This window comes from Vreelandella titanicae BH1 (assembly GCF_000336575.1).
GTDB lineage: Bacteria > Pseudomonadota > Gammaproteobacteria > Pseudomonadales > Halomonadaceae > Vreelandella > Vreelandella titanicae.
Genome location: NZ_AOPO01000004.1, coordinates 344376 through 368476, shown reverse-complemented (window position 1 = coordinate 368476; position 24101 = coordinate 344376). Strand labels below are relative to the sequence as shown.

28 protein-coding genes and 1 pseudogene are annotated in these 24101 nt (G+C 55.1%); 18 read left to right on the top strand and 11 right to left on the bottom strand.

Features of this window, described 5'->3' with window-relative positions:
- Nucleotides 1-131 (top strand): IS3 family transposase (locus HALTITAN_RS24860; protein WP_152419258.1); only part of this gene is annotated, 131 nt, incomplete at its 5' end.
- 61 nt (nucleotides 132-192) lie between these two features.
- On the opposite strand, the gene HALTITAN_RS10810 is transcribed toward HALTITAN_RS24860, so the two are convergent.
- Nucleotides 193-1281 carry a histone deacetylase family protein gene (locus HALTITAN_RS10810; protein ID WP_009287123.1) on the bottom strand — a complete coding sequence of 363 codons (1089 nt, stop codon included), beginning with the start codon at nucleotides 1279-1281 and terminating at the stop codon, nucleotides 193-195.
- 150 nt (nucleotides 1282-1431) lie between these two features.
- Entirely contained in the window at nucleotides 1432-1908 is a 477-nt protein-coding gene (locus HALTITAN_RS10805) for a flavodoxin family protein (RefSeq protein WP_009287122.1), read from the bottom strand.
- Between the two features lie 93 nt (nucleotides 1909-2001).
- On the opposite strand from HALTITAN_RS10805, the gene HALTITAN_RS10800 reads away from it, so the two are divergent.
- The 3 genes from HALTITAN_RS10800 to HALTITAN_RS10790 all read left to right on the top strand — a co-directional run bounded on the left by HALTITAN_RS10800 (nucleotide 2002) and on the right by HALTITAN_RS10790 (nucleotide 3314).
- A complete protein-coding gene (locus HALTITAN_RS10800; protein ID WP_009287121.1) occupies nucleotides 2002-2403 on the top strand; it encodes a thiol-disulfide oxidoreductase DCC family protein in 402 nt (133 codons plus the stop codon).
- A 16-nt stretch (nucleotides 2404-2419) separates the two neighbouring features.
- On the top strand, nucleotides 2420-2896 hold the full coding sequence (locus tag HALTITAN_RS10795; RefSeq protein WP_009287120.1) for a YbhB/YbcL family Raf kinase inhibitor-like protein: 477 nt from the start codon (nucleotides 2420-2422) through the stop codon (nucleotides 2894-2896).
- A gap of 76 nt (nucleotides 2897-2972) precedes the next feature.
- Nucleotides 2973-3314, top strand: coding sequence for a zinc ribbon domain-containing protein YjdM (locus HALTITAN_RS10790; protein WP_022522972.1), 342 nt, complete (start codon nucleotides 2973-2975; stop codon nucleotides 3312-3314).
- 76 nt (nucleotides 3315-3390) lie between these two features.
- On the opposite strand, the gene HALTITAN_RS10785 is transcribed toward HALTITAN_RS10790, so the two are convergent.
- Nucleotides 3391-3594: a putative motility protein gene (locus HALTITAN_RS10785; protein ID WP_027958665.1), complete on the bottom strand. Its 204-nt coding sequence runs from the start codon at nucleotides 3592-3594 to the stop codon at nucleotides 3391-3393.
- Between the two features lie 300 nt (nucleotides 3595-3894).
- Here HALTITAN_RS10785 and HALTITAN_RS10780 point away from each other — a divergent pair, with 300 nt between their 5' ends.
- From HALTITAN_RS10780 to HALTITAN_RS10750, 7 genes are all read left to right on the top strand, one after another.
- Entirely contained in the window at nucleotides 3895-4359 is a 465-nt protein-coding gene (locus HALTITAN_RS10780) for an SUF system Fe-S cluster assembly regulator (RefSeq protein ID WP_022522974.1), read from the top strand.
- A gap of 78 nt (nucleotides 4360-4437) precedes the next feature.
- A complete protein-coding gene (gene sufB, locus HALTITAN_RS10775) occupies nucleotides 4438-5880 on the top strand; it encodes a Fe-S cluster assembly protein SufB (RefSeq protein ID WP_022522975.1) in 1443 nt (480 codons plus the stop codon).
- Between the two features lie 73 nt (nucleotides 5881-5953).
- Nucleotides 5954-6703 carry a Fe-S cluster assembly ATPase SufC gene (gene sufC / locus HALTITAN_RS10770; RefSeq protein ID WP_027958666.1) on the top strand — a complete coding sequence of 250 codons (750 nt, stop codon included), beginning with the start codon at nucleotides 5954-5956 and terminating at the stop codon, nucleotides 6701-6703.
- Nucleotides 6700-8040, top strand: coding sequence for a Fe-S cluster assembly protein SufD (gene sufD / locus HALTITAN_RS10765; RefSeq protein WP_009287116.1), 1341 nt, complete (start codon nucleotides 6700-6702; stop codon nucleotides 8038-8040). Before sufC ends, sufD begins: the two co-directional genes overlap by 4 nt.
- Nucleotides 8041-8066: 26 nt before the next feature.
- The gene (locus HALTITAN_RS10760) at nucleotides 8067-9362 is read left to right on the top strand and encodes a cysteine desulfurase (RefSeq protein WP_009287115.1); all 1296 of its coding nucleotides are present in this window, start codon (nucleotides 8067-8069) and stop codon (nucleotides 9360-9362) included.
- Between the two features lie 36 nt (nucleotides 9363-9398).
- Nucleotides 9399-9968 carry a putative Fe-S cluster assembly protein SufT gene (gene sufT / locus HALTITAN_RS10755; RefSeq protein ID WP_009287114.1) on the top strand — a complete coding sequence of 190 codons (570 nt, stop codon included), beginning with the start codon at nucleotides 9399-9401 and terminating at the stop codon, nucleotides 9966-9968.
- 18 nt (nucleotides 9969-9986) lie between these two features.
- Nucleotides 9987-10709, top strand: coding sequence for a SanA/YdcF family protein (locus HALTITAN_RS10750; RefSeq protein ID WP_009287113.1), 723 nt, complete (start codon nucleotides 9987-9989; stop codon nucleotides 10707-10709).
- Between the two features lie 60 nt (nucleotides 10710-10769).
- On the opposite strand, the gene HALTITAN_RS10745 is transcribed toward HALTITAN_RS10750, so the two are convergent.
- From HALTITAN_RS10745 to HALTITAN_RS10730, 4 genes are all read right to left on the bottom strand, one after another.
- The gene (locus tag HALTITAN_RS10745; protein ID WP_009287112.1) at nucleotides 10770-11216 is read right to left on the bottom strand and encodes a hypothetical protein; all 447 of its coding nucleotides are present in this window, start codon (nucleotides 11214-11216) and stop codon (nucleotides 10770-10772) included.
- Between the two features lie 87 nt (nucleotides 11217-11303).
- Complete coding sequence (rimK, locus tag HALTITAN_RS10740) at nucleotides 11304-12212, bottom strand: 30S ribosomal protein S6--L-glutamate ligase (RefSeq protein ID WP_009287111.1); 909 nt, start codon at nucleotides 12210-12212, stop codon at nucleotides 11304-11306.
- Between the two features lie 41 nt (nucleotides 12213-12253).
- On the bottom strand, nucleotides 12254-12694 hold the full coding sequence (locus HALTITAN_RS10735) for an ATP-dependent zinc protease family protein (RefSeq protein WP_009287110.1): 441 nt from the start codon (nucleotides 12692-12694) through the stop codon (nucleotides 12254-12256).
- Nucleotides 12695-12727: 33 nt separating this feature from the next.
- Nucleotides 12728-13765, bottom strand: coding sequence for a DUF3549 family protein (locus HALTITAN_RS10730; RefSeq protein ID WP_009287109.1), 1038 nt, complete (start codon nucleotides 13763-13765; stop codon nucleotides 12728-12730).
- A gap of 327 nt (nucleotides 13766-14092) precedes the next feature.
- On the opposite strand from HALTITAN_RS10730, the gene HALTITAN_RS10725 reads away from it, so the two are divergent.
- On the top strand, nucleotides 14093-14428 hold the full coding sequence (locus HALTITAN_RS10725; protein ID WP_027958669.1) for a YqcC family protein: 336 nt from the start codon (nucleotides 14093-14095) through the stop codon (nucleotides 14426-14428).
- 80 nt (nucleotides 14429-14508) lie between these two features.
- Here HALTITAN_RS10725 and HALTITAN_RS10720 read toward each other — a convergent pair whose 3' ends face one another.
- The gene (locus HALTITAN_RS10720; protein ID WP_009287107.1) at nucleotides 14509-15135 is read right to left on the bottom strand and encodes an OmpW/AlkL family protein; all 627 of its coding nucleotides are present in this window, start codon (nucleotides 15133-15135) and stop codon (nucleotides 14509-14511) included.
- A gap of 413 nt (nucleotides 15136-15548) precedes the next feature.
- Between HALTITAN_RS10720 and HALTITAN_RS10715 the strand changes: the two genes are divergently transcribed.
- Together HALTITAN_RS10715 and HALTITAN_RS10710 are read left to right on the top strand one after the other, a co-directional pair.
- Entirely contained in the window at nucleotides 15549-16160 is a 612-nt protein-coding gene (locus tag HALTITAN_RS10715) for a P-loop nucleotide/nucleoside kinase family protein (protein ID WP_009287106.1), read from the top strand.
- Between the two features lie 91 nt (nucleotides 16161-16251).
- Nucleotides 16252-16581 carry a VOC family protein gene (locus tag HALTITAN_RS10710; RefSeq protein WP_035538312.1) on the top strand — a complete coding sequence of 110 codons (330 nt, stop codon included), beginning with the start codon at nucleotides 16252-16254 and terminating at the stop codon, nucleotides 16579-16581.
- Nucleotides 16582-16653: 72 nt separating this feature from the next.
- Here the strand turns inward: HALTITAN_RS10710 and HALTITAN_RS25830 are convergent.
- Nucleotides 16654-16782: pseudogene (locus tag HALTITAN_RS25830) on the bottom strand (type II toxin-antitoxin system RelE/ParE family toxin); the annotation flags it as partial.
- A 130-nt stretch (nucleotides 16783-16912) separates the two neighbouring features.
- Between HALTITAN_RS25830 and HALTITAN_RS10705 the strand changes: the two are divergent.
- From HALTITAN_RS10705 to HALTITAN_RS10690, 4 genes are all read left to right on the top strand, one after another.
- Nucleotides 16913-17239, top strand: coding sequence for a DUF7709 family protein (locus tag HALTITAN_RS10705; RefSeq protein WP_027958672.1), 327 nt, complete (start codon nucleotides 16913-16915; stop codon nucleotides 17237-17239).
- A gap of 51 nt (nucleotides 17240-17290) precedes the next feature.
- Nucleotides 17291-17827 carry a PDDEXK-like family protein gene (locus HALTITAN_RS10700; RefSeq protein WP_009287105.1) on the top strand — a complete coding sequence of 179 codons (537 nt, stop codon included), beginning with the start codon at nucleotides 17291-17293 and terminating at the stop codon, nucleotides 17825-17827.
- A 116-nt stretch (nucleotides 17828-17943) separates the two neighbouring features.
- Nucleotides 17944-18186: a type II toxin-antitoxin system Phd/YefM family antitoxin gene (locus HALTITAN_RS10695; protein WP_027958673.1), complete on the top strand. Its 243-nt coding sequence runs from the start codon at nucleotides 17944-17946 to the stop codon at nucleotides 18184-18186.
- Complete coding sequence (locus HALTITAN_RS10690; RefSeq protein ID WP_039859212.1) at nucleotides 18183-18446, top strand: Txe/YoeB family addiction module toxin; 264 nt, start codon at nucleotides 18183-18185, stop codon at nucleotides 18444-18446. Before HALTITAN_RS10695 ends, HALTITAN_RS10690 begins: the two co-directional genes overlap by 4 nt.
- A 171-nt stretch (nucleotides 18447-18617) precedes the next feature.
- Here the strand turns inward: HALTITAN_RS10690 and putA are convergent, their stop codons facing one another.
- Together putA and putP are read right to left on the bottom strand one after the other, a co-directional pair.
- The gene (putA, locus tag HALTITAN_RS10685; RefSeq protein WP_051051988.1) at nucleotides 18618-22274 is read right to left on the bottom strand and encodes a bifunctional proline dehydrogenase/L-glutamate gamma-semialdehyde dehydrogenase PutA; all 3657 of its coding nucleotides are present in this window, start codon (nucleotides 22272-22274) and stop codon (nucleotides 18618-18620) included.
- 144 nt (nucleotides 22275-22418) lie between these two features.
- Nucleotides 22419-23912: a sodium/proline symporter PutP gene (gene putP, locus HALTITAN_RS10680; protein WP_009287104.1), complete on the bottom strand. Its 1494-nt coding sequence runs from the start codon at nucleotides 23910-23912 to the stop codon at nucleotides 22419-22421.
- Nucleotides 23913-24101: the final 189 nt, after the last annotated feature.

Genomic DNA, 24101 nt, shown 5'->3' with positions numbered 1-24101 from the left:
TCTTTGACACCATTGAGCAATTACAGGCGGGCATTCGGCACTATATCCATTACTACAATCACGAGCGGATTAAGACCAAATTAAAAGGCCTGAGTCCGGTGCAGTACCGAAATCAGGCCTTGGCTGCTTAGTTTTTCACTGTCCAAGTTTATGGGGTCAGTTCACGAGGTGCCGTTTTTATGAGCAGCGAAATTATTCCGATTGAAAAGCCGTGCGGTGGAAATCCGCCGCGGCTTGGACTTCCGCAATGCCGCAGGTATCGGGCACAGGCACGGTGTTGCCCGCCAATACGGCAAGTACGGCTCTAGTGCCGTTGGACAGTGACTCCAGGTTGTAGCCGCCCTCTAATACGAACACCAAGCGGCCATCGCAGTGTTGTTCGGCCAGTTGTTGCAAGAAACCGGTCAGTGCGCCAAAACCCTCATAGGAAACGTTTAAGGCCAAATCGTGCCAGTGGGGGTCAAACCCTGCCGAAACTAAAATAATGTCGGGCTTAAACCACGCTGCGGCCGGAGCAAGAATGTCACGAAATGCCTTGAGATACGCTTCGTCGCCAGCGCCAGCCGGTAACGGAACATTGATGGTGGTGCCTTCAGCTAAACCGGCGCCCACTTCTTCCAGATGGCCTGAGCCGGGATAGAAGGGTGCTGCGCGGTGAATATCGAAAAACATTACGTCCGGCTCTGCCCAAAAAATATCCTGGGTGCCGTTGCCGTGATGGGCGTCCCAGTCAACAATCAGCACTCTCTCACAACCCAGCGCACTGCGCGCATGGGCTGCGGCGACCGCTACATTGTTGAATAAACAAAAGCCACGGGCGCGAACGGGCTCCGCGTGGTGTCCCGGCGGGCGTACAAGTGCAAAGGCACTTTTAGCGCGTTTCTCCATGACCGCTTCTACTGCGGCAATGGCCGTTCCCGCGGCGACTTCGGCGGCATCGACGCTACCCGGTGAGACCGCTGTGGTATCCACATCCAACCAGGCATTTTTCCCGCGCAGGCTAAAAATATCGCTTAGATAGGACGTGGTATGCACCCTGGCGAGTTGTTCATGGGTGGCTACTTTGCCACCTTCAATGTGCAGGCCCGCAATGGGCGCTTTCTCAAGCAGGTGCTGAATGGCTTTCAAACGGCCGGGGTGCTCGGGGTATTTCCATGGCACAGGGAGCCCTGCAAGCAGATGTCGAATGCGCTTATCGATCCGTTGGGGTAGAAAGTCGGCGTCAATATTGGGCTCGTGAGCGAGCACCCGATCATCATAGAAAGCAATGACTTTATGCATAATGGCTACCTAATGTACGTGCGTTAAGTAACAGCAGTAAATTCAAGCAAGTACTGCCGCCTTTTAATCGCACAATGGGCACGAAATGCTTATCTACAGTAAGGCAGGCTAGGCGAGGTTATACAATATCACTCTCAAACCATGTCACTTTCAAACAATGCCACTCTCAACACTAAACGCTAGGGTCATGCTGAGCTCTTCTACCTGATCTGCAAATGAGGGCTGCCACTCGCCGCGCAAAATGAGCGGTGGCTGTACCCGTCGCCAGCGTAAGCCAGTGACGATGCTATCTACTGCGCGTTGGGTGCCCGTGCCATCGTGCCCCGCGCGAATATAGAGCGCGCAGGGTAATCCCTGTTTCTTTTCAATGACAGAATAGTAGCTGCGATCAAAAAAATCCTTGAGGGCGCCGCTCATATAACCCAGGTTTTCTGTGGTGCCGAGCAGAATCGCATCGCAAGCAAGCACGTCGTCTGGTCCAGCTTCCAAGGGCGCTTTTACCACACAGTGCACCTGCTCAAGGTCGGGATGACTCGCGCCCTGGAAAGCCGCATCACGCAATAAGCGGGTATTCGCCGAAGGGGCATGGGCAACAATTAATAGCTGTTTTTTGAACTCAGATGTCATAGCCGTAGCCTAAATAAGCAGTGAATATGTAAAGGTTTGCGACTAGTACTGAAAATGCCACACTGCTTTAGTGTCGTTAACTAGAGAGGCTATATGCCCAATAAGACTTCTATCAATGTCTTTTACGATGCGAAGTGCCCGCTGTGTCGTAAAGAGCGCCGCCGCTATGAGCGCTGGTCGGGGCGGCATGCCGCTGATATCGCTTGGCTTGATGTGAGTGAACATCACCAGGCGCTACAGCAAAAGGGCGTCGATCCCGACATGGCGCTGCGTTCTCTGCATATCGAAACAGCATCTGGGCAATTGGTGGAGGGGATCGATGCTTACCGTTTATTAATGAAGCGTATTCCCCTGTTGGCGCCGGCTGCCTGGATCATTGGTCTACCGGGCATTAAATCGGGCTTGCGGGCGCTTTATGATGCCTGGGTTAAGCGCCGCCTGAAGAAACAAGGCCGGTGGAGTTGTGAGACTAGGAGCGAAAGGCACATTAGATAAACCAAGGAGATAAAACATGACATTTGCACTTTCATCAATGCAGGTTACCAGCTTGGCATTTGCTGACCATCAGGCGATCCCTGCCAAGCACACCGGGGAAGGTGAGGATGTTTCGCCAGCACTTGCTTGGCAATACGCTCCCGAGGGAACCCAAGGGTTTGCGGTGATCTGTCACGACCCGGACGCGCCGTTGGTCAAAGACGGTAGCTATGGCTTTGTCCACTGGGTGCTCTATAACCTACCCGGCGATATTCAGGAATTAACTGAAAAGACGGCGGCGGGCACCGTCGGTGCAAATGATAAAGGTGGTACTGGCTATTGTGGCCCGATGCCGCCAGAAGGGCACGGCAAGCATCTTTATTATTTCTGGGTGCTGGCGCTGGATCATCAAACCTCGCTCCCTGAAGGGCTCACGCTGGCTGAACTGCTCAAAGAAGTAGAGCCTCACCTGCTGGGCATGAACCGTTTGGTGGGTACTTACCAGCGCGATTGATCTAGCCTCTGGCTGGACATTTTGCGTAACCCGTGTAGGCTCCATCGCTTTCTAACTGTGGTGATGGAGCCGACTGATGAGTGATTTGCCTAACTGTCCTGCCTGTGCCTCTGAGTTTAGCTACGATGATGGTCTGCAATATGTCTGCCCAGAGTGCGGCCATGAGTGGTCAAAAGTGGCAGAAGAAGAGGGCGCTGATGACGCTTCAGGCGTGCGCGATGCCAACGGCAATATGCTCGCCGACGGTGATAGCGTAACGGTGATCAAGGACTTGAAGGTTAAGGGCAGTTCACTGGTGGTTAAAGTGGGTACCAAAGTGAAAAGCATTCGCTTAGTTGAAGGCGACCACGATATCGACTGTAAAATTGACGGTATCGGCCCGATGAAGCTTAAATCCGAATTTGTTAAGAAAGCCTAGCGCTAAAGCAGATCGTTAAAAAAATAGCCCCCTGGCATTGACCAGGGGGCTATTGATTTATCTAGCCTAACGTTTATTACGCAGTCGTATTAATCTGCGTACCTACGCTGCCACTGGTGGCCAGTTGCGGATCCATCGAAACACTCTCCATCAGCGCGGCAATCTGTGATGCACTGCCATCTAACGCTTGTTTAAAAACGCTGAGCTGGGCCTGTTGGCTTATCTGCACCTGCTGAAGCGCCATTGATGCACTTACCATGTTATTTACCGCTGAATCCATGTCGTCACCTCGAATAGCATTTGCCATCCACAATGATGGCATCTGATACCTAGCCGAAACTACCAGACGCCATCATTAAGTGTAAAGCCATAAAGCAAAGAATGACTGATGATAGCTTTTCTAAATGATAATGATTGTTGTTTTTGATGCTATCAGCGCCGAACGTGCCGATATTTTGCGTAAATTGCTATCCATTTTGCTCAGGGGCTTCACATCAAATTTATACAGGACTAAAATGGTACTCAATTGACGTGGCGACCATTTGATTTGCTGCGTACTGATGACATAAAGGGAGTCGACATGCTTAAGCTTTCTCGGCTGACAGACTATGCCGCGGTGGTCATGGCGCAAATTGCCCGCCATTCCCAGGCGTCGCATGCAGCGGCAGAGTTAGCAGAGGCCGTGCAGTTGCCCCATCCGACGGTGAGTAAAACGCTCAAAATGCTAGTGCGGGCAGGGCTGCTGGTTTCTCAGCGTGGCGCCCAAGGCGGTTACCGCCTGGCCCGGCCCGCATCGCAGATTACTGCCGCCGATATTATTGCGGCGATTGAAGGCCCCGTCGCCATGACCGAGTGCAGCCAAGCAGAAGGCGATTGTGAGCTTGTGGCTACCTGCGGTGTGGCAGACAACTGGCAGCGGGTCTCCTTGGCCATGCGTACTCTGCTAGAGAGCGTGACCCTGGCGCATCTGGCTGATACAGCGCCGATTAAGCTGCCAGTACAACTGCCTATTCAAACGATCAGCCTGTCGGCGGCGTCGGCCTAACGGCGGCGCGAGTACAGCAGGCCTACTTTATTATTAAAGGCGATGATCTCGCCACCCAACTGCCCGGAGGGTATCACCATGGCAAGCGAAGAAATGGAACAGTTGGTTCGTCGCGAATACAAAGATGGCTTTGTAACCGATATTGAGAGCGACACCCTGCCACCTGGCCTGGATGAAAACACCATCGCCTTTATTTCCAAAAAGAAGGGCGAGCCGGAGTGGATGCTGGAGTGGCGTCTGGATGCCTACCGCCAGTGGTTGAAGATGGAAGCTCCTTCCTGGGCGCATCTCGACTATCCGCCGATTGATTACCAATCGATCTCCTATTTCAGTGCGCCGAAACGCCCGGAAGACCGCCCGCAAAGCTTGGATGAAGTGGATCCCAAACTGCTGGAAACCTATGAGAAACTGGGTATTCCGTTGCACGAACGCGCCGCGCTGGCAGGAGTTGCCGTCGATGCGGTGTTTGACTCCGTTTCGGTCGCCACTACCTTCAAAAAGCAGCTTGGCGAAGCAGGGGTTATCTTCTGCTCCATTTCTGAAGCCATTCGCGACTACCCGGAACTGATCAAACAGTACTTGGGCACGGTCGTTCCCGTGGCGGACAACTACTTTGCGGCGCTGAACTCAGCGGTGTTTACCGATGGCTCCTTTGTGTTTGTGCCAGAAGGCGTGACTTGCCCGATGGAGCTGTCTACGTACTTCCGCATTAACGCGGCCAACACTGGCCAGTTTGAGCGCACGCTGATTATTTGCGAAAGCCGTGCCCAGGTCTCTTACCTGGAAGGCTGTACGGCTCCAATGCGCGATGAGAACCAGCTGCACGCCGCGGTGGTCGAGCTTGTCGCTCTGGACGACGCCTATATCAAATACTCCACCGTGCAGAACTGGTACCCCGGTGATGAAAATGGCGTAGGCGGTATCTATAACTTCGTCACCAAGCGCGGTGACTGCCGTGGTGACCGTTCACGGATTAGCTGGACGCAGGTAGAAACCGGCTCGGCGATTACCTGGAAATACCCCTCCTGCGTACTGCGCGGCAAAGACAGCATAGGCGAGTTCTACTCTGTCGCGGTCACGAACGGCCGTCAGCAGGCCGATACCGGCACCAAAATGATTCACATCGGTGAAGGCACGCGTTCCTATATCGTGGCTAAAGGTATCTCAGCGGGCAGGAGTGACCAATCCTATCGCGGCCTGGTGAAAATTGGCCCGCGGGCCAAAGGGGCGCGTAACTTTACCCAGTGTGACTCTCTGCTGATTGGCGATAAGTGCGGCGCGCACACTTTTCCTTATCAGGAAATTGGCAATAGTACCGCGACCATTGAGCACGAAGCGACCACCTCGAAAATCGGTGAAGACCAGCTGTTCTACTGCCAGAGCCGCGGTATTTCTGAAGAAGACGCGGTCAGCATGATCGTTAACGGTTTCTGCAAGGATGTCTTCCAGGAACTGCCGATGGAGTTTGCCGTTGAAGCCGAAGCACTGCTCAACGTCACCCTGGAAGGCGCGGTAGGTTAATCGCTGGTTGTCCAGTTCACCCAATTTTATCAGTGTCGCCGTGGCGACTCGCCAGAATCAGAAGGTATTCAATATGTTGCAAGTGAAAGATTTACACGTCACCGTCGAAGGCAATGAAATCCTCAAAGGCCTCACCCTGACCATCAATGCGGGTGAAGTGCACGCCATCATGGGGCCGAACGGCGCGGGTAAATCGACGCTATCCGCGGTGATTGCCGGTAAAGATGGCTATGAAGTCACCCAGGGCACGGTTACCTTCGATGGCAAGGATGTGCTCGAAATGGAAATTGAAGAGCGCGCCCAGGCTGGCTTGCTGTTGGGTTTCCAGTACCCGGTCGAGATTCCAGGGGTTAAAAACATTTACCTGCTGAAGTCTGCGCTTAATGCCCAGCGCGTAGCCCGCGGCGAAGGCGAAATGCCGGCGCCAGAGTTTATGAAGCTGGTGAAAGAGAAGCTTGGTTACATGAAAATGGACGCTAGCTTCCTACAGCGTGCCGTGAACGAAGGCTTCTCTGGCGGTGAGAAAAAACGCAACGAGATCCTGCAAATGCTGGTGCTTCAGCCGAAGCTTGCGATGCTCGATGAGATCGATTCCGGCCTGGATATCGACGCCATGAAAGTGGTCGCCGATGGTGTCAACAGCCTGCGCGCTGAAGACCGCGCCATTCTACTGGTCACCCACTACCAGCGTCTGCTGGATTACATCGTGCCAGACCAGGTTCACGTCTTGGTCGATGGCCGTATTGTCAAAACCGGTGATGCCGAGCTGGCCAAACAGCTGGAAGCCAATGGGTACGAAGGTATCGAGGAGTCTGTGGCATGAGCGATACGCAAACCTTTTTAGACACGCTGAAGGCGCGCAGCTCGAACTACACAGCGGAACCGACCTGGATTGCTGCTCGTCGCCAGGCGGGTGCTGCACGTTTTGAGGCGCTGGGTTTTCCTACGCGTCGCGATGAAGAGTGGAAGTACACCGACGTACGTTCGATTGCCCAGGGCAACTTTGCGATAGCTGACAACGCTGAGTTCTCTCCGGCCACCGCTGCGGCGCTAACGCTGCCGATTGATGCCTACCGGCTGACCTTCGTGGATGGTGTTTTCTCATCGGCGCTCTCTGATTTGGATTCACTGCCGTCAAGCGTTCAGGTGTTACCGCTTTCCAAGGCGCTCGCAGAGAACCATGAAGCCGTGGGTGGCCCGCTTGGGCGCTTAATCGGGGTGGATTTTTCGCCCTTTGCTGCCTTAAACACGGCGTTTATGGAAGAGGGCGCAGTGGTTCGCATTGCACCGGGAACAGTGGTTGAGAAACCCATCCTGTTGCAGTTTTTGTCCCGTGCTGGTCAGCCGGTAATGTGCCACCCGCGGGTGCTAGTGGAAGCGGGAGGCCGCAGTGAGGCCACGCTGATCGAGCATTACACCGGCGAAAGCGAAGCGGCTAACTTCACCAATGTGGTTGGCGAGCTGATGCTTGACCGTGGCGCGATCCTGGCCCACTACAAGCTGCAAGAAGCGCCGCTGGGTGATTTGCACGTGGCGAGCATTCACGTAGAGCAGGGCCGCGATACGCGCTATACCTCCTATAACCTGAGCCTGGGCGGTGCGCTGGTGCGCAACGATCTGATCAGTGACTTGAACGGCCAGGGCGCTGAAACCAACTTCCTGGGTCTGTTCTTTGGTCAGGGTCGCCAACACGTCGACAACCATACCAAGGTCAACCACAATGCGCCGCTGACGTTCTCCAATGAGAACTACAAGGGCATTCTGGATGATCGCGCCCACGGGGTGTTTAACGGCAAGGTCTACGTCAAGCGCGATAGCCAGAAGATCGAAGGTTTTCAGAGTAACCAAAACCTACTGCTATCGGATCGTGCCCACATTGATGCCAAGCCTGAGCTTGAAATCTACGCCGATGACGTTAAGTGCTCACACGGCACGACTACAGGCCAGCTAGACGAAGAGGCGATTTATGCGCTGCGTACCCGCGGTATCGATGAAGCCACCGCTCGCGGTCTGCTAACGCTCGCTTTCGCTGGCGAGGTGTTGGACAAAGTCACCCTGGATGCGATTGCCGAGCGCGTTGAGTTAGCGGTCGCCGGTAAGCTGCCAGAGCGCTTCAACCTTGCCGGGCTTGTCGAAGCGGCGGTTTCACTTAACGACTAGCGCCACTACCCAATCAGGAGCGTCTGATGCCACATTCCGTTATTGAGCCAACGTCTAGCCCTTCTCAAACAGGCACTGTGCAAACAAGCCCTGCGCAAGCGACCTTTGATGTTATGCGCCTGCGCCAGGACTTTCCGGTGCTGGCCCGTGAGGTGCACGGCAAGCCGCTGATCTATTTAGATAATGCGGCCACTAGCCAAACGCCTCAGCAGGTGATTGACGTGTTTAGCGATTACTACTCGCGCTATAATGCCAATATTCACCGCGGGCTGCATACTCTCGCCGATGAGGCGACGGCGGCGTTTGAAGGCACGCGCCACCGGGTTAAGGCGTTCCTTAATGCGGAAGATGCGCGTCAGATCATCTTTACCCGTGGCACCACGGAAGCGATTAATCTGGTCGTGCATAGCTGGGGGCGTGCAAATCTTGCGCCTGGCGATGAGGTGTTGATTTCGATGTTGGAGCACCACTCCAATATTGTTCCCTGGCAGCTGTTGGCCGCCGAGATTGGTTTTACCATTAAGGTGATTCCCGTTGAGGCCAACGGCGCGCTGGATATGGCTACCTATCGCTCGCTGCTGAGTGAGCGCACTAAGCTGGTGGCGGTGAACCATGTCTCTAATGCCCTGGGAACCATTAACCCGGTGCAAGAGATGGCAACCCTTGCCCATCAGCAGGGTGCGCTGATTCTGATTGATGGTGCTCAGGCAGCACCTCACCAAGTGGTCGATGTGCAGGCAATCGATGCTGACTTCTATGCCTTCTCTGGCCACAAAGTGTATGGGCCGACAGGCGTTGGCGTGCTCTACGGCAAGCAGGCGCTGCTTGAAGCGATGCCGCCCTGGCAGGGGGGCGGGGAGATGATCAGCACGGTCTCCTTTGATGTGGGTACCACTTTTGCCGCTATTCCGCATAAGTTTGAAGCGGGCACGCCCGCTGTTGCGGAGGTCATTGCCCTGGGTCGAGCGCTTGAGTGGATGGAGAGCATTGGCATAGATGCCATCGGCGCCTGGGAAGGCCAACTGCTCGATCACGCTACCCAGGCGGTCGGTCAAATCGATGGTCTACGTATTTTAGGCACTGCGCCGGATAAAGCGGCCGTTCTTTCCTTTATTGTGGAAGGGGCGCATTCGCAAGATATCGGCCTGCTGATCGATCAGCTCGGCGTCGCTATTCGTACCGGCCACCATTGCGCACAGCCCTTGTTGCATCATTTTGGGGTCGACGCGACGTGCCGTGCTTCATTTGCGGCGTATAATACCCTCGATGAAGTGGATCGCTTTGTAGAAGCACTCCAACGTGTCATTGGTATGGTGCGTTAAGGTCGATTCTTTAGGAATCGTCATTTAAGGACAGTTATGGATCTTGAGCAAGTTGCCAGCCTCGAACGTGGCCAACAGTTACCGCTCCAGCGCGATGTGGAAGCCATTGCCATTCCGTTTGGCAGTACGGAAACACTGGCTGAAGATAGCGTTGTTAGCGTTATGCAGGCGAAAGGCAGTACGGTAAGCGTCGGTTTTGAGGGGCGCCTCTATTTGATTGAGGGGCAAAACCTGGATGCCCTGGGGCTTGAGTCGCTCCCGCGTCCTACGCTGCCCGAAACGGCGACCGAGGAAGAGATTGAGCAGTTCGTGTGGGATCAACTGCGCACCTGCTTTGACCCGGAGATACCGGTCAATATCGTTGACTTAGGGCTTGTCTACGGCTGCCGTATCGAGCGCCTTATCAGTGGTGAGCGTATGGTAACTATCCGCATGACGCTGACCGCCCCTGGGTGTGGGATGGGCGATGTAATCGCGGCGGATGCGCGCAATAAGATCCTCGGTGCGCCGCAGATCAGCAAGGTTCACACCGAAATAGTCTTCAGCCCGCCCTGGAGCCGTGACATGATGAGTGACGAGGCCAAGCTTGAACTCGGCATGTTCTAACCCCGGCTGGGGAGCTGGATGCATAACCTTTTGTTGAAATGGCTAAAGCGTTTATTAATGTCGCTAGGAGCACTGTCGCTGCTGGCGACATTGCTGTTTATAGGCGGCAATTTTTGGGTGCTCGCGACGACCGCCGCTTACATTGAGCGTCAGCCGCAGCAGTGTCGTCCAGCAGAGGTGGGGATTGTCTTCGGTACGTCTCACTGGACGCGTAGTGGGGTGAGAAACCCGCACTTCCATGCGCGCATGCGAACCGCTGCTACTTTAATTGAGCAGGCTCAGGTCGAGCATCTTTTGCTCTCTGGGGATAATCGTACCCAGGCGTATAACGAGCCGCGCGCAATGTGGCGCGAGCTGTATCGACGCGGTGTCGCGTCTGAACAGCTGACCATGGATTTTGCTGGTTTTAGCACCTACGACACGCTAGCGCGTGCCCGAGACGTTTTTCAGCTGGATAAAGCCCTGCTGATCACCCAGAGCTGGCATCTTCCCCGCGCGGTATTTATTGGTCGTGCGCTAGGTATCGATGTCACTGGCTGTGTGGCGGATGATCCTACCGTAGCAGTGGGGTGGCGTTTAAAGCTGCGCGAGTGGGCAGCACGCGTAGCCACCCTGGGTGATCTCTATGTATGGGGGAGGGAGCCCTATTTTCTCGGTACGCCTGAGCCCATCGAATTACCCAGGCGGACGCCCATAGACCTTATTCTGCCATCACTAAACGAGCGCTTTAGCCCTCCATAGCTCTTTTATTAGCCCTTGCCATAGATAGTTTCAAGCCCCTAGCAGCGTGTCTATAGGGCGTTAGCGGTGGGTTTTGCGCTTTTGCAGCGCATACAGCTCGCGGATAAGCTTACGGCACCCCTGCATGCACTCTTCTACCACCGGTTCAATCGGATCGGGTAACGGGTGGGTATACAGCGAGGAGAGCGCCTGCATTAATACACGCTCTTGCTCCAATAGCTCATTGATGAGTACTTGGCTATCGTTGCCGACAAAGCTTTTTAGACGGCTCCACAGCCATAAAAAATCATCGCGCTCAACGTCTGCATCCCGGGGCAGCATTTTTAAATGCGCACGGGCCAGATCCTGCAGCTGGCGCATCTGCTTGAGCCGCGCAGCATAATGCGGCTTTAAAGCGTCACGCAGCGACGGGCGCAGGCGTTCAATATTGTCTTGGAAATAATCAATGCTATCGGCCAGCGCTTCCAATACGCTGTCCATCGCCACTTGGCGATTATCGAGAAACATGAGCGTCTACCTCCTTCGGTGACGCAGATTGTGGGGGTGACAGCGACTATTTGCCACCCCCGAAACGGATTATTTTAATATTTTGCCTTAGCCTTTAGGCTTGGGCGGTGCTTTACGGGCTGGTGAAGCGTTTCTTTCAATGTGCTCAATGATCATTCCCGCAATATCTTTGCCGGTGGCGTTCTCAATGCCCTGCAAACCAGGCGAAGAGTTAACCTCCATAATCACCGGGCCGTGATTGGAGCGTAGCAAATCGACACCGGCAACGCGCAGGCCCATGGCTTTGGCTGCACGGATCGCCGTTGAACGTTCTTCAGGGGTGATGCGGATCACGGTGGCGGTGCCGCCGCGGTGTAGATTCGAGCGAAACTCACCGTCCGCCGCCTGGCGCTTCATTGAAGCGACCACTTTATCGCCAATCACGAAGCAGCGAATATCGGCGCCACGCGCCTCTTTGATGTACTCCTGCACCATGATATTGGCTTTCATGCCCATGAACGCTTGAATGACGGATTCAGCGGCCTGATTGGTTTCCGCCAATACCACACCAATCCCCTGGGTGCCTTCGAGCAGCTTAATGACCAGCGGCGCACCTTTGACCATGGTGATCAGGTCGGGAATGTCATCGGGGGAGTGGGCAAAGCCGGTAATTGGCAGCCCCAACCCCTTACGCGACAGCAGTTGCAGTGAGCGTAATTTATCCCGCGAACGGGTAATCGAGACGTTATCGTTGATAACGTAGGTGCCCATCATTTCAAACTGGCGCAGCACCGCACAGCCGTAAAAGGTGACCGATGAACCAATGCGCGGGATCACCGCATCGAAAGGCTCAATCTCTTGGCCTTTATAGTGGATCGAAGGGTGGTGCGAGGTAATGCTCATATAGCAACGCAGCGTGTCCACCACGCGGGCGGTATGCCCACGCTGCTCTGCGGCTTCAACCAGGCGGCGGGTAGAGTACAAATTGCGATTGCGTGACAGCAGAGCGATATGCATGTAGGAGACTCCGAGCTGAGATTGAAGCGACTAATAAGGGGTTAAGGCTCACCGTGCAAGAATGCGGCACCGGGGGCCACCAGGAGGCGGCGCATGGCACTACGGCCTAGTAGCATCGGGTGGCGCATATTGCTGCGGTCAGTAAGGGTCAGTTCAATGGGGAAATTCAAATCGCCCATCTGCATCGGGGTACGTATAACATAGCGCCACTCGCTATGACCGTTGGAACTGGTGACCCGGCGTCGATCATGCAGGTGCAAACGGAAGCGATGCGCTGGCGTGTCTGGCCCTCCGCTATGGGTGATAAAGCTAACCCACAGTTGACCATGGTCATCTTCATCGGTCTCTATCTCTTCTGCATGCAGTGCAGATGTTCGCGCGCCAGTGTCAGCTTTACAGCATAGGTGAAGCCCTAGTTCAGGTAGCGTCACCATCTCGCGGCGGCCAATGACCGCTTTGGCCTGATAGGGTAATTCCTTCACGGCTCACTCCTTGCAATTAAAAGTGACATCGGATCAAGCGTTCCTCTGTGACATCATCAGTGTCAAACGGCGTTGGGTTGCGGAGCCAGCAGGCGCATCCCGCAGTGCCATCATGACCGGTAAGCGTAGTCGTGGTATTAACGCAATATCACGCACTACGGCGGCAAAATCGCTACGCTCATCTTCTGCTAAGCGTTGCAGAAAAAGTGGCAGGCGCTGCGCGTCTTCAAGATAGCCCCAGCCGCGCCCGGCTATTGCCGCGAGCACATCCGGCCCACAGGCCGCTGAGTTGTTAAGTAAGGCCGTGTACCAATTACCCACCTCTGATGCATCCGTATTGCCCACTGCGCGCAGACAGGCACACAGCGTTTCGATGTCGCCCGCTTGTGCAGCGGCTTCGCCACGACGCTGCAGTGCCGCGACTAACGCCTGTGGCAATGGCTGGTGCTCTAAACAGTAGCACAAGGAGTGGATAACGGCGGTAGGCAGTTCAGGCAACCGCTGCGCGAGCGATTCAGCGTCAAGTGTTTCCATTCTCACGACGTAATCGGCAATCCCTTGTAACCCCAATGCCTGCCAATCGATCGCTTGCTGGCCGCTCAAGTAGGCATCAACCGGCTCAAAATGCTGGCTGGCGGGCAGCCCACGCGCATGGGTGGCGCGTGCATTGAGCATGGCTTGGAAGGTGACGTTAGGCGTGAAGGCGAGGGGATTATCCTTCATTAAGTGATCCACGTCCGCTGTTTCTTCACGACCCACGTTAGAAACCGCGCGCCCCAGTGTTTCCAGCAGCCGGTTTAAAAACGCATCGCGCTGGGCGGGGGCAATCATTCCCTGCTCGTCCAGTGGCAAGGCTAAGAACCAAATAGCCGGTTCGGGCATATCGCCAAGGCGAAACACAATGGCTAAGCGCGCTTGGCCTTGCCAGGGTTCTGGCCAGGCCATTTCGCCACCTTCAAAGGCGGCAAGTGACTCCCGCGGGCAGGAGACGACATGGCGCCCCATATGGTAAAGGGAAACCTCGCCACCGCTGCGGGTAAAAAACTCATCAAGGGTTTGAATTGGTTGCATGACATCCTTCCGCGTTGCAAGCCTGCACTCTACCTTGCTGATGTGACACTGTCAGCCGCAGAGACTGATAAAACATGGTGTTAATGACAGTGCCTTAAGGCATTAGCATTAATGACAATGCGGTTAAAAATTAATCAACTGTGCGAAAGCCCCATGAGAGCAAGCGTTGCGACACCTTTCCATAGTTTATCCACAGGCTCGTGCAGGTTTTCTGTGAGTCTATGGATAACTTCCCGCAAGCGTAGATAGGTGGCAAGGCACTCGCTGAGTGGGGATAATGGGAAGACGACACACTTTTCATTTTCCGAGGTAGTGACACACGTCTTTATGAGTACTTATCAACCGCTGCAGACAGCACTTCTAGAGCTTGAGGCGTCGATGAAAGCCGCCGATCTATGGCGCATGCCAACACCCGATGCAGAGGCGTTTGCCAGCCAGCAGCCATTTTGCATCGACACGATGTCGCTGCCTCAATGGGTACGCTTTGTGTTTATTGCCCGCTTGAACGCTTTGATGGATGCCCGTGCAGCCATGCCCGCAAAGTGCGAGGTGGCTCCCGCCGTGGCGGCCTATTTACAGCAGGAGAAAACACCCGCCCACCACCAGCTGCTCATCGTGCGGGCGGTAGAGAAGGTCGACCAGATCGTCACTGAAAGCGCTTAAAGCGGCATGCTACTAAACGCACAAAGCCCACCGTGAGGCAGGCTTTGTGGATAACATCCGCTAGCGGTTTTGCAAGTGGCTTAGAAGCGGTAACTGAGGCCTGCCATGACCACGAGAGGATCGATCTCAACGGTACCTGCCGCCGCACCGTTAACGCTCGCATCGGTATCGATATCGATGTACCAAGCAGCGGCGTTCAGCGCCCAATGGTCATCAACTAATAGATCAACACCTACCTGGCCTGCCGCTCCCCAGGAGTCATCCAGGTCTAAATCACCAATCGTCAGCTCCTCATCGGAGAAAAAGGTGTAGTTAATACCGGCGCCGACATAGGGCTGTACGCGTGACTGAGTGCCGCCCAGCGGGTAGTACTGCAGTGTTAGGGTCGGCGGCAGGTGCTTGGTTGAGGCAATGTTATCGCCGTTTAAATGGATGTCGTGTTCAAACGGCAGCGCCGCCAGTAGTTCCACGCCGACTTTATCGTGGAAGCGATAGCCCAAGGTGAACGCGAAATCGGTTTTATCCTGTACATCCACTGATAGCGCACCGTTGGCCAGTGAGCCGTTGTCGCTGGTGGGGGCGACTTTGGCCACACCCACGCGGGTGAAGAAATCGCCAGCGCCGTAGGCGAATGCCTGGCTGCTGGTCATCATTGCCGCAGCGGCAACAGTGGTGACGAATAATGTAGGCAGGGCGGCTTTACGCATGGGATCACTCCAGGTGTTAACGCAGATAGTAAGATTAGACGGCTTTCCGATAGCCGCTTAACGATGAAACCAGTGTAACGAGACCCAGGGAGTGGATTATTGATCCAGGGCAAGAGTTATTAGACATGGGGGGGTTAGGGGGAGGGGCGGCTGGAGAGACCTAATTCAGAAGCGGGCTGCTAGCCATTTGGCTTGCCCATTTGTATGGATGCATGCGCAGTGATATGAAGTATTTTTAGTCTGTAATGCGTGTTTTTCTGATACGCTCAGCAAGAGGTATGATCAAATATTGCCAGAATATTGTTTATAAAAATAAATTAAAACAGCGAGTTGTAAAACATCTGCTCGTGTTTATAGGCAATGCGAAAAGATGGTCAGGAATGAGCATGCGCATTTTTCTAGCGAGCATTTGAATGGGAGTTGGTAATTTGCCCATTACTATTAACACATTGGAGTTTTTTTATGGTGTTACGCTTTCTAGGAAAATACGTATGCGCAGAAATAAACTGCTATGCAATACGAGGCAAGAAATGAAGAAAGGAGTGTTGACATTTTTCTGCGGGAAAATGGGGGCAGGGAAAACTACAAAGTCTCTTGAAGTTTCCCAAGAACGAAACGCCGTACTGCTTTCAGAAGACGAGTGGCTTGCGTCGGTTTATCCCGATAGCATTAAGACACTGGAAGATTACGTAAAATATGCTGGACGGCTCAAGCCTCAAATGAAGAAGCTGGCTCAGTCGATCTTGGCGTCAGGCACTAATGTGGTAATGGACTTTCCTGCAAATACGATTCCGCAACGAAAATGGCTTAGAAGTGTCTTTTCAGAGATTCAGGCTCCCCATGAGCTAATTTACATTGACCAGCCAAATGATACCTGCTTAGAGCAGATAGCCAAAAGGCGTGCAGAACAACCGCAGAGAGCGGCAACGGATACTGAAGAGATGTTTGAGCAGATTACAAAGTACTTTGTTGCGCCCACACCTGATGAAGGGTTTAACATAACTGTAATTTCGGCAAATGGATAATAGCCGCAGGTACAGCGACTGCTTGTACGTTGCGGCTGCGCCTTTATTACAAAGCCGCGCACGTTGCAGCGTTATGTCATTTTGGTGAATTATGAAACTTGATTTGTTCGTACTACGGTGCAGCGATTTGCGGGCCAGCAAGCAGTTCTATGAGCAGCTCGGTTTCAGCTTCGTGGAAGAGCAGCATGGCTGTGGGCCAGTGCATTACTCGTCAGAAAATGCGGGGTTTGTATTCGAGTTGTATCCATTGGTTAGCAGCGAATCAGTAGACAACACGCGACTAGGATTTTCAGTGGAAGGTCTGGGCAATATCATCCCTGACTTAGAATTAGTGGACCAGTATAAGTTTGGCGGAAAGCATGTTTATGTCGTCCAAGATCCTGATGGCAGAAAGGTTGAGCTTAGTGAGCAGAAACCATAACAAGCGGCATCACGGTGAGCGCTTTTCCGCTGCTCCAAAGCGCAGCTTGTACCGGGAGTTATAGCGTCATTGCTACCGTTTGAGATCGTGGTAGAAATTTTCGTGTGAGCCCAAGACCATCAGTTCAAGGACAAGAGCACCATCATCAAAACTGTAGCCGAGCAGAGTCAGTTGCTCGTTCATTTTGAACTGATGGACTCTAGCGCAAACGCTAAGAAGCTTGTTGCCGCCTGAAACAGCCCATTTAGGCCGTGCACCGGATGCCAACCCCTTCGCTGCGTTTGCCCACGCTGATGACTGTCTTGAGCTGCTTTAAAGAGGAATAATTGCAATGAGCAACAGTATTGAAAACTCAGACCAGTTGGCTGAGGCCAACCAAAAAATTGTTTCAGAAGGTCAGGTTCTTCCTTCTGTTCGACTTAAAGATGGTAGCAAGGTACAGACGGGCACTGTCGCAACCATGCTCCACAACATTAATCTATACAATTCAGGCGAGCGCGGGCAAGTAGAGAAAGAGCTTGAGCTGGCGGTGCCGACACTGATCAAGGTAGGACTGTTTGAACTATTTGCGCCTGATGATTGGATAAACGGCTCTAATCCTGGGCGTCGTTTCGTAGGCGAGCTTGCAAAAGGCTACTTGTCAGAAGCAAGAGGCTAAAGCAATGTACGCAACAAGCTTGGGATTACGGCGTTACGTGGAGAGAAGGCGTTGAACCATAGCGAACACTCGTCTTTTAGAGAAAAGCTCGTTGAGCATCTTTTCATTGGCGAACTGCTAAAGCTTTCCTGGAAGGAATTTGGCTGCACGCTAGAGGTGGCGAGTCCAGAAGTTGATAACGCTGGCTATGATCTAATAGCGGAAGATAATGGGGTCGTGAGGCATATACAGCTTAAAGCTTCATACGTTGGCGGCAAAACAGCCAGCCAGAAAGTTCATACGAGGCTTTCTGAAAAGCCTTCTGGGTGTGTTATTTGGATTTATTTCAACGAAGATACCTTGGAGCTGGGGCCATTCCTCTTCTTTGGCTCTCTTCCAGGCGAGAAATTGCCTAGCCTTGACGGGCTTAAGTTTGCAAAACATACCAAGGGCGACCAGGGCGGATTTAAAGCCGAACGCCCTAATATAAGGGTTTTGCCAAAAGGTTGGTTTAAAAATTTCAGTTCTATCGATGAGGTCTATGAGGCCTTATTTGGGGCAACATGTTACAAGGCCGCTACCACGAAACCGGGAGAAAAGGCTCAATGAGTATCAGGGCCATACACGCGAAAGACGTATTCTGACGATGTTATGCACAACGTTCGTCTTGACGTACGTACCCAAAGGCGTACATTGTTAGAAAATTGAATGAGCAAGAGGGCGTCATGACCGGAATCACAGCAACTGAGGCGCGCAGCAATCTTTATCGGTTGATCGACGAAACTGCCGAGTCTCACCAGCCCATCGTCATCATGGGCAAGCGGAACAAAGCTGTCTTGGTATCCGAGGAAGACTGGTCGGCGATTCAGGAAACACTTTACCTGCTCTCCGTGCCAGGTATGCGGGAGTCTATTCGTGAGGGGATGAATACCCCCCTAGATGAATGCGATGAGGAGCTGGACTGGTGACATGGAAGTTGGTTTACACCAAACAAGCCCAAAAAGATGCGAAGAAACTGGCCTCCAGCGGCCTCAAGCCAAAAGCCCAGGATTTACTGGTACTGATTGCAGAAGACCCCTACCGTAAGCCGCCTCCGTTTGAGAAGCTTATTGGTGATCTTGCTGGCGCCTACTCACGCCGGATCAATATCCAGCATCGCCTAGTCTACCAAGTGCTTGAGGACGAGCGAGTGGTGAAAGTTCTTCGGCTCTGGAGCCACTACGAATAATGCATCACTAGCTGCTATTACCGGAAAACTCGTTCGTTAGATAAAAAAAGCCGCTAACGAGTAGTGGCTAACTATTGATTCCTGGGACAGTCTGGGAGGAGGGCGAGCGAGCTCAATGAGTCGCTCGCCTCCTAAGCACCGATCCCTAAGCGCCTACCATTTAGCGCCGACCTATTCAGCCGTTGCCAGCAGGCTGGCGTTGCCACCCGCCGCGGTTGTGTCTATGCACAGATGGCGTTCCACCACGTAGCGATCCGGCGAGATGGTCTGGGTCTCGAGCGATACGATGGCACCGTCGCGCTTGGCCAGCGCCATCCGCAGTTCACGAGTCCAGTCGCTGGCGCCAGCGGCGGCGACCGCTGCAATGCCTTTGACTTCGCTCAGTGTCTCGGCCGAGACGCTTCCATCAAGCCCAGCCACCGGTGCGCCGGCATCGGTCAGCGGCTTCACGGCTTGCTCGGCACCTGGTGTGACTACGACAGCGGCACAGCCCGCGCCTAGGGCCTGCGCTGCTTGAGCAATGGCGATATCCAGCGTCGGCCCTAGGCACAGAACCACTCCCTTCGGATACATGGCCAGGCGGTTGCTTTCACCTGTCGGTCCCGGCAGTGTCTGTGGCGTCATGTCCAACGCTGCCGTTTCGGCAAGTGCCTTGCGGATCACGCCGCCTTTGCCGGAGAGCGCCTTGCGCAGTACCTCGATGCGATTGGGTCGTACCGCCCAGTTACGCGCATCCAGCCCGTCGATGGCCGATTGGAGATCGCCGAGTGATACGGTTTTTCCCTCCGGCGTCTCGTGGCGCTCGGCGTCAGCGGTGCGGCGGAAGCGATTGACGTAGAGCGGGCCGCCAGCCTTGGGCCCGGTACCTGAGAGGCCCTCGCCGCCGAACGGCTGAGAGCCAACGATAGCGCCGATCTGGTTACGGTTGACGTAGACGTTGCCGACATGGATGCGCTCGACGATCTGCTGCACGCGGTCGTCGATGCGGGTATGCAGGCCGAAGGTCAGCCCGTAGCCCTTGCCATTGATGTCGTCGACGACCTTGTCGATATCCCGCGCCTTGAAGGTGGCCACGTGCAGCACCGGGCCGAAGATTTCACGTTCGAGATCTTCAATGCCTCCAACCTCGATCACCGCCGGGGTGACAAAGGTACCGGTGTCCGGCGCGGACAGCTTCTTCAGCACTTTGCCAGCTTTCTCATTCGACGCCACGTAGTCGCTGATTTCCTGTTGGGCATCGACGTCGATCACTGGCGAGACGTCGGTATCGGTATTCCAGGGGTCGCCAATGGTGAGCGCGTCCATGGCGCCATAGAGCATGTTGAGCAACCGGTCGCGGGCCTCTTCCTGGACATACAGCATGCGCAGCGCCGAACAACGCTGGCCAGCCGACTGGAAGGAGGAGATCAGGATATCGCGTACCGCCTGCTCGGTCAGCGCCGTGGAGTCCACGATCATGGAGTTCAGACCACCGGTCTCGGCGATCAGTACGGCGTCGGGGCCTGCGTTGTCCGCCAGAGCCTTGTGGATGATCTGTGCTACCGGGGTCGAGCCGGTGAAGCAGACGCCAGCGATACGTGGATCGCTGGTTAGCGGGCCGCCCACCGTTGGGCCGTCGCCAGGAAGCAACTGTAGTGCCGCTTCCGGTAGGCCAGCCTCACGCATCAGCTCGACGGCGCGGGCGGCGATCAGGGGCGTCTGCTCGGCGGGCTTGGCGAGCACCGCGTTGCCAGCAACCAAGGCGGCAGCGATCTGGCCGGTGGTGATGGCCAGGGGAAAGTTCCACGGGCTGATGCAGACGAAGATGCCGCGGGCGCTGCCGGGCTCTTCCGCTTCCAGCCGCTCGCCCTCGTTGGCGTAATAACGCAGGAAATCCACCGCTTCGCGCACTTCGGCAATACCATCGAACATCATCTTGCCCGCTTCGCGGGTGGCGATCACGGTCAGCTCGGCAATGTGTTCCTCGTAGAGGTCGGCGGTGCGTCGGAGTACCGCGGCGCGTTCGGCTGCCGGGCGCGCCGACCACTCTTTGAAGCCTTGCTCGGCGGCGTCGAGGGCAGTGGCGACCTCTTCCGGGGTGGCTTCATGCACCTTGCCGATCACCCGAGAGCCGTCGGCGGGGGAGACGGCATCGCGCGCCGGGCCCTGGGGAGCGGGGCTGCCCACCAGCATGGGGCCTGCGGTCCAGGTGGCGTCGGCAAATGCTTCGCGGGCATTGAGCAGCGGCAAAATCGAAGCGGGTTCGTTGATGCGGTAGCCCTTGGAATTCTTGCGGTCGGGCTCAAACAGCTCGCTGGGCTGGCGGATCAACGGGCTTGAAACGTCGTTGCCGAGTTGCTTAAACCCTTCAATGGGATCTTTTGAGACCTCGCTGGGCGGAATCGAGCTATCCACCACCTGGTTGACGAACGAGGAGTTTGCGCCGTTCTCCAGCAGGCGGCGTACCAGATAGGCCAGCAGGTCGCGGTGCGCGCCGACCGGGGCGTAGATGCGACAGTGCGTGCCCTCTGACTCTTTAACGATGTGGTGCAGCGATTCGCCCATGCCATGCAGGCGCTGGAACTCGTAGCTGTCCTTATCGTCGCCCGCCATCTCCGCTACAGCGGCACAGGTATGAGCATTGTGGGTAGCGAACTGAGGATAAATACGGTCGCGCCGGTCGAGCAGCATTTGCGCGCAGGCCATGTAGCTGACATCGGTGTTGACCTTGCGGGTGAAGACCGGGAAGGTCTTCACCCCCATCTCCTGGGAGAGCTTGATCTCGGTATCCCAGTAGGCGCCCTTAACCAGCCGCACCATAATCTTGCGGTTAAACCGCTCGGCCAGCTCGTAGAGTGTCTCTATCATCGGCGCGGCGCGGCGCCCGTAGGCTTGCACGACCACCCCGAAGCCGTCCCATCCATCAAGACTGGGGTCGGCCATTAGGGCCTCAATCACGTCGAGGGAGAGATCCAACCGATCCTGTTCTTCGGCATCGATATTGAAACCGATATTGGCCTTGGCTGCCTGCTGCACTAGTTCCTTGGCGCGCGGTACCAGTTCTGCCATCACCGTGTCGCGGTGGGTGTATTCATAGCGCGGGTGCAGCGCCGAGAGCTTTACTGAGATGCCGGGGCTTCCGCGCACGTCGCCCTTGGCCTGCTCGGCAATCGCGGTGATCGCCTCTGAATAAGCTTGGTGATAGCGGACGGCATCTTCGTCGGTGCGTGCCGCTTCACCCAGCATATCGTAGGAGTAGGTATAGCCCTGTTTCTCCAGTTCGCGGGCATTCTTCATGCCTTCTTCGATGGTCTGGCCAAGCACGAACTGGCGGCCGAGAATCTTCATCGACTGGCCAACCGCCTTGCGTACCACCGGCTCGCCCATCCGGCGCACCAGGCCGCGCAGCGCTCGGGTCGGGCCCTTGGGGTCTTCTTCCAGCACCTTACCGGTCAGCAGCAGTGCCCAGGTAGAGGCATTGACCATTGATGACGAGGACTTACCCAGGTGGGCGCCCCAGTCGGAGGGCTCGATCTTGTCGTGGATCAGGTCGTCGATGGTTTCTGCATCGGGCACGCGCAGTAGCGCTTCTGCCAGACACATCAGGCCAACGCCCTCAGTGGTCGAGAGCCCGTACTCGGCAAGGAACGCCTCCATCATCGAGGGCGACCTTTCCTTGCGCACACGCTCCACGTAGTTGGCGCCAACGGCGGCGACCTTCTTGCGGTCATCCTCCGACAGCTTGATACGCTCGACCAGCCCGTGCAGCACATCTGCCTCGTTGGCGTCGTAGTTGGTGCGAATGCGTGAGCGTAGATCACTCACGTCGCTATGCAGATGGTCGTTCATACAGGGTCTCTCCTTGCTAGCCGACACTAAGGCGTTGCTGCGTCGGTTAGGGTGTAGTCATACTTTTTGCAGTCAACACAAAATAACTAACCTAAAGAGGGCTCCCGCGGGAGCCCTCTTGATACGCTCAATGTGGCTGAGCGCTTACTTGCGTTCGATATGCTGATATTCACCGGCATCGTCAGTCGCATTGCTGACTACGATGATGGCGATGAAGGACGCGATGAAGCCAGGAATAATCTCGTACACGCCAGGACCACCCAGGAATTCACCGTTCCAGCCCAGTGAGATCCAGATCATAACGGTGAGAGCACCCACGACCATGCCTGCGATGGCGCCATTGCCATTGGTGCGTGACCACATCAACGACAAGATAATCAACGGGCCAAACGCGGCGCCGAAGCCTGCCCAAGCGTTACTGACCAGCCCCAGAACCTGGGAGTTTTCGTCAGAGGCAATAACCGCTGCCACAATGCCCACAAGTACTACACAGACACGGCCTACGGCGACACACTGCGCTTCCGTTGCGTTCTTGTGCAGGAACAGGCGATAGAAGTCTTCGGTTAGTGACGAAGAGGCCACCAGAAGCTGGCTTGAAACGGTGCTCATAACCGCTGCAAGCAACGCCGCATAGAGGAAGCCGGTAATCAACGGATGGAACAGTAGGTCTGCCAGGATGATAAAGATCGTTTCTGGATCTTGGACATCAATACCGTTGCGGATCGCATAGGCCCGGCCGAAGATGCCCAAAGAAACGGCACCAATCAGCGAGATGAGCATCCAGCCCATGCCAATGTTGCGGGCAATGGGCACATCCTTGAGTGTGCGGATCGCCATGAAGCGCACAATGATGTGCGGCTGACCGAAATAACCCAGGCCCCAGGTCACAGCCGACAGCCACCCGATGAAGGTCAGCCCCGACGTCCAGGAAAGCAGGGTGGGATCGACTTCATTCAGGGTCTGTGTTGCCTGCGATAAGCCGCCGCCACCTTCGCCAAACAGCACCACCGCTGGCATGATCACCAACGCTAGCATCATGATGCAGCCTTGCACGAAGTCCGTCATGCTCACTGCCAGGAAGCCGCCGACAACCGTATAAATAAGCACCACGCCCAGGGTGATCATGACCCCCATGGCGTAGTTGCTCATATCGCCGAAGTTGTAAATGCCAGTAAACGCGCTTTCAAACAGCTTGCCGCCTGCCACTAGGCCTGACGCGGTATAGACTGCGAAAAAGATCACGATGACGACAGCGGAGACTGTCCGCAGTGACATTGACCGCGTTGGGAAGCGGTTTGCCAGGAAAGCCGGAATGGTGATCGCGTTGCCGTAGTGAACCGTCTGTTCACGTAGACGAGGGGCGACTAGAATCCAGTTGAATAACGCCCCCACGAGCAAACCAATACCGATCCACGCCGAGCCTAAACCCGAGACGAACATTGCACCGGGCAAGCCCAGCAGCAACCAGCCGCTCATATCTGACGCACCGGCCGACAGGGCCGCTACTTTTGGGCTGAGGGTACGACCACCCAGCATGTAATCTTCAGAGGAAGAGGTGGATTTGCGCATCGCATAAATACCGATGGCAACCATTAGCGCAAAGTACGCAATGAGACTGATCCAAACACCTATAGCCATGTAACTTCTCCAATTATTCAGGACGGAGCTAGCTCCGACAGGTTAGTGCGCATACCGAGAAGAGTACGGTAGTGGCGCAGTCTTGTTGTTGTTAGCCCCTTTTCATATCCATGTTATTGGCCCTGGTGAGCCCGCTATAGATGAAGACAGAAAGGTCTGTGGTGCCTTTGTATGTAACGATCCCTATAT

Excerpts from the sequence above, each read along its gene's own strand:
- HALTITAN_RS10810 (WP_009287123.1), bottom strand. The coding sequence starts at position 1,281 with ATGCATAAAGTCATTGCTTTCTATGATGATCGGGTGCTCGCTCACGAG.
- HALTITAN_RS10805 (WP_009287122.1), bottom strand. The coding sequence starts at position 1,908 with ATGACATCTGAGTTCAAAAAACAGCTATTAATTGTTGCCCATGCCCCT.
- HALTITAN_RS10800 (WP_009287121.1), top strand. The coding sequence starts at position 2,002 with ATGCCCAATAAGACTTCTATCAATGTCTTTTACGATGCGAAGTGCCCG.
- HALTITAN_RS10795 (WP_009287120.1), top strand. The coding sequence starts at position 2,420 with ATGACATTTGCACTTTCATCAATGCAGGTTACCAGCTTGGCATTTGCT.
- HALTITAN_RS10790 (WP_022522972.1), top strand. The coding sequence starts at position 2,973 with ATGAGTGATTTGCCTAACTGTCCTGCCTGTGCCTCTGAGTTTAGCTAC.
- HALTITAN_RS10785 (WP_027958665.1), bottom strand. The coding sequence starts at position 3,594 with ATGGATTCAGCGGTAAATAACATGGTAAGTGCATCAATGGCGCTTCAG.
- HALTITAN_RS10780 (WP_022522974.1), top strand. The coding sequence starts at position 3,895 with ATGCTTAAGCTTTCTCGGCTGACAGACTATGCCGCGGTGGTCATGGCG.
- sufB (WP_022522975.1), top strand. The coding sequence starts at position 4,438 with ATGGCAAGCGAAGAAATGGAACAGTTGGTTCGTCGCGAATACAAAGAT.
- sufC (WP_027958666.1), top strand. The coding sequence starts at position 5,954 with ATGTTGCAAGTGAAAGATTTACACGTCACCGTCGAAGGCAATGAAATC.
- sufD (WP_009287116.1), top strand. The coding sequence starts at position 6,700 with ATGAGCGATACGCAAACCTTTTTAGACACGCTGAAGGCGCGCAGCTCG.
- HALTITAN_RS10760 (WP_009287115.1), top strand. The coding sequence starts at position 8,067 with ATGCCACATTCCGTTATTGAGCCAACGTCTAGCCCTTCTCAAACAGGC.
- sufT (WP_009287114.1), top strand. The coding sequence starts at position 9,399 with ATGGATCTTGAGCAAGTTGCCAGCCTCGAACGTGGCCAACAGTTACCG.
- HALTITAN_RS10750 (WP_009287113.1), top strand. The coding sequence starts at position 9,987 with ATGCATAACCTTTTGTTGAAATGGCTAAAGCGTTTATTAATGTCGCTA.
- HALTITAN_RS10745 (WP_009287112.1), bottom strand. The coding sequence starts at position 11,216 with ATGTTTCTCGATAATCGCCAAGTGGCGATGGACAGCGTATTGGAAGCG.
- rimK (WP_009287111.1), bottom strand. The coding sequence starts at position 12,212 with ATGCATATCGCTCTGCTGTCACGCAATCGCAATTTGTACTCTACCCGC.
- HALTITAN_RS10730 (WP_009287109.1), bottom strand. The coding sequence starts at position 13,765 with ATGCAACCAATTCAAACCCTTGATGAGTTTTTTACCCGCAGCGGTGGC.
- HALTITAN_RS10725 (WP_027958669.1), top strand. The coding sequence starts at position 14,093 with ATGAGTACTTATCAACCGCTGCAGACAGCACTTCTAGAGCTTGAGGCG.
- HALTITAN_RS10720 (WP_009287107.1), bottom strand. The coding sequence starts at position 15,135 with ATGCGTAAAGCCGCCCTGCCTACATTATTCGTCACCACTGTTGCCGCT.
- HALTITAN_RS10715 (WP_009287106.1), top strand. The coding sequence starts at position 15,549 with ATGGGAGTTGGTAATTTGCCCATTACTATTAACACATTGGAGTTTTTT.
- HALTITAN_RS10710 (WP_035538312.1), top strand. The coding sequence starts at position 16,252 with ATGAAACTTGATTTGTTCGTACTACGGTGCAGCGATTTGCGGGCCAGC.
- HALTITAN_RS10705 (WP_027958672.1), top strand. The coding sequence starts at position 16,913 with ATGAGCAACAGTATTGAAAACTCAGACCAGTTGGCTGAGGCCAACCAA.
- HALTITAN_RS10695 (WP_027958673.1), top strand. The coding sequence starts at position 17,944 with ATGACCGGAATCACAGCAACTGAGGCGCGCAGCAATCTTTATCGGTTG.
- putA (WP_051051988.1), bottom strand. The coding sequence starts at position 22,274 with ATGAACGACCATCTGCATAGCGACGTGAGTGATCTACGCTCACGCATT.
- putP (WP_009287104.1), bottom strand. The coding sequence starts at position 23,912 with ATGGCTATAGGTGTTTGGATCAGTCTCATTGCGTACTTTGCGCTAATG.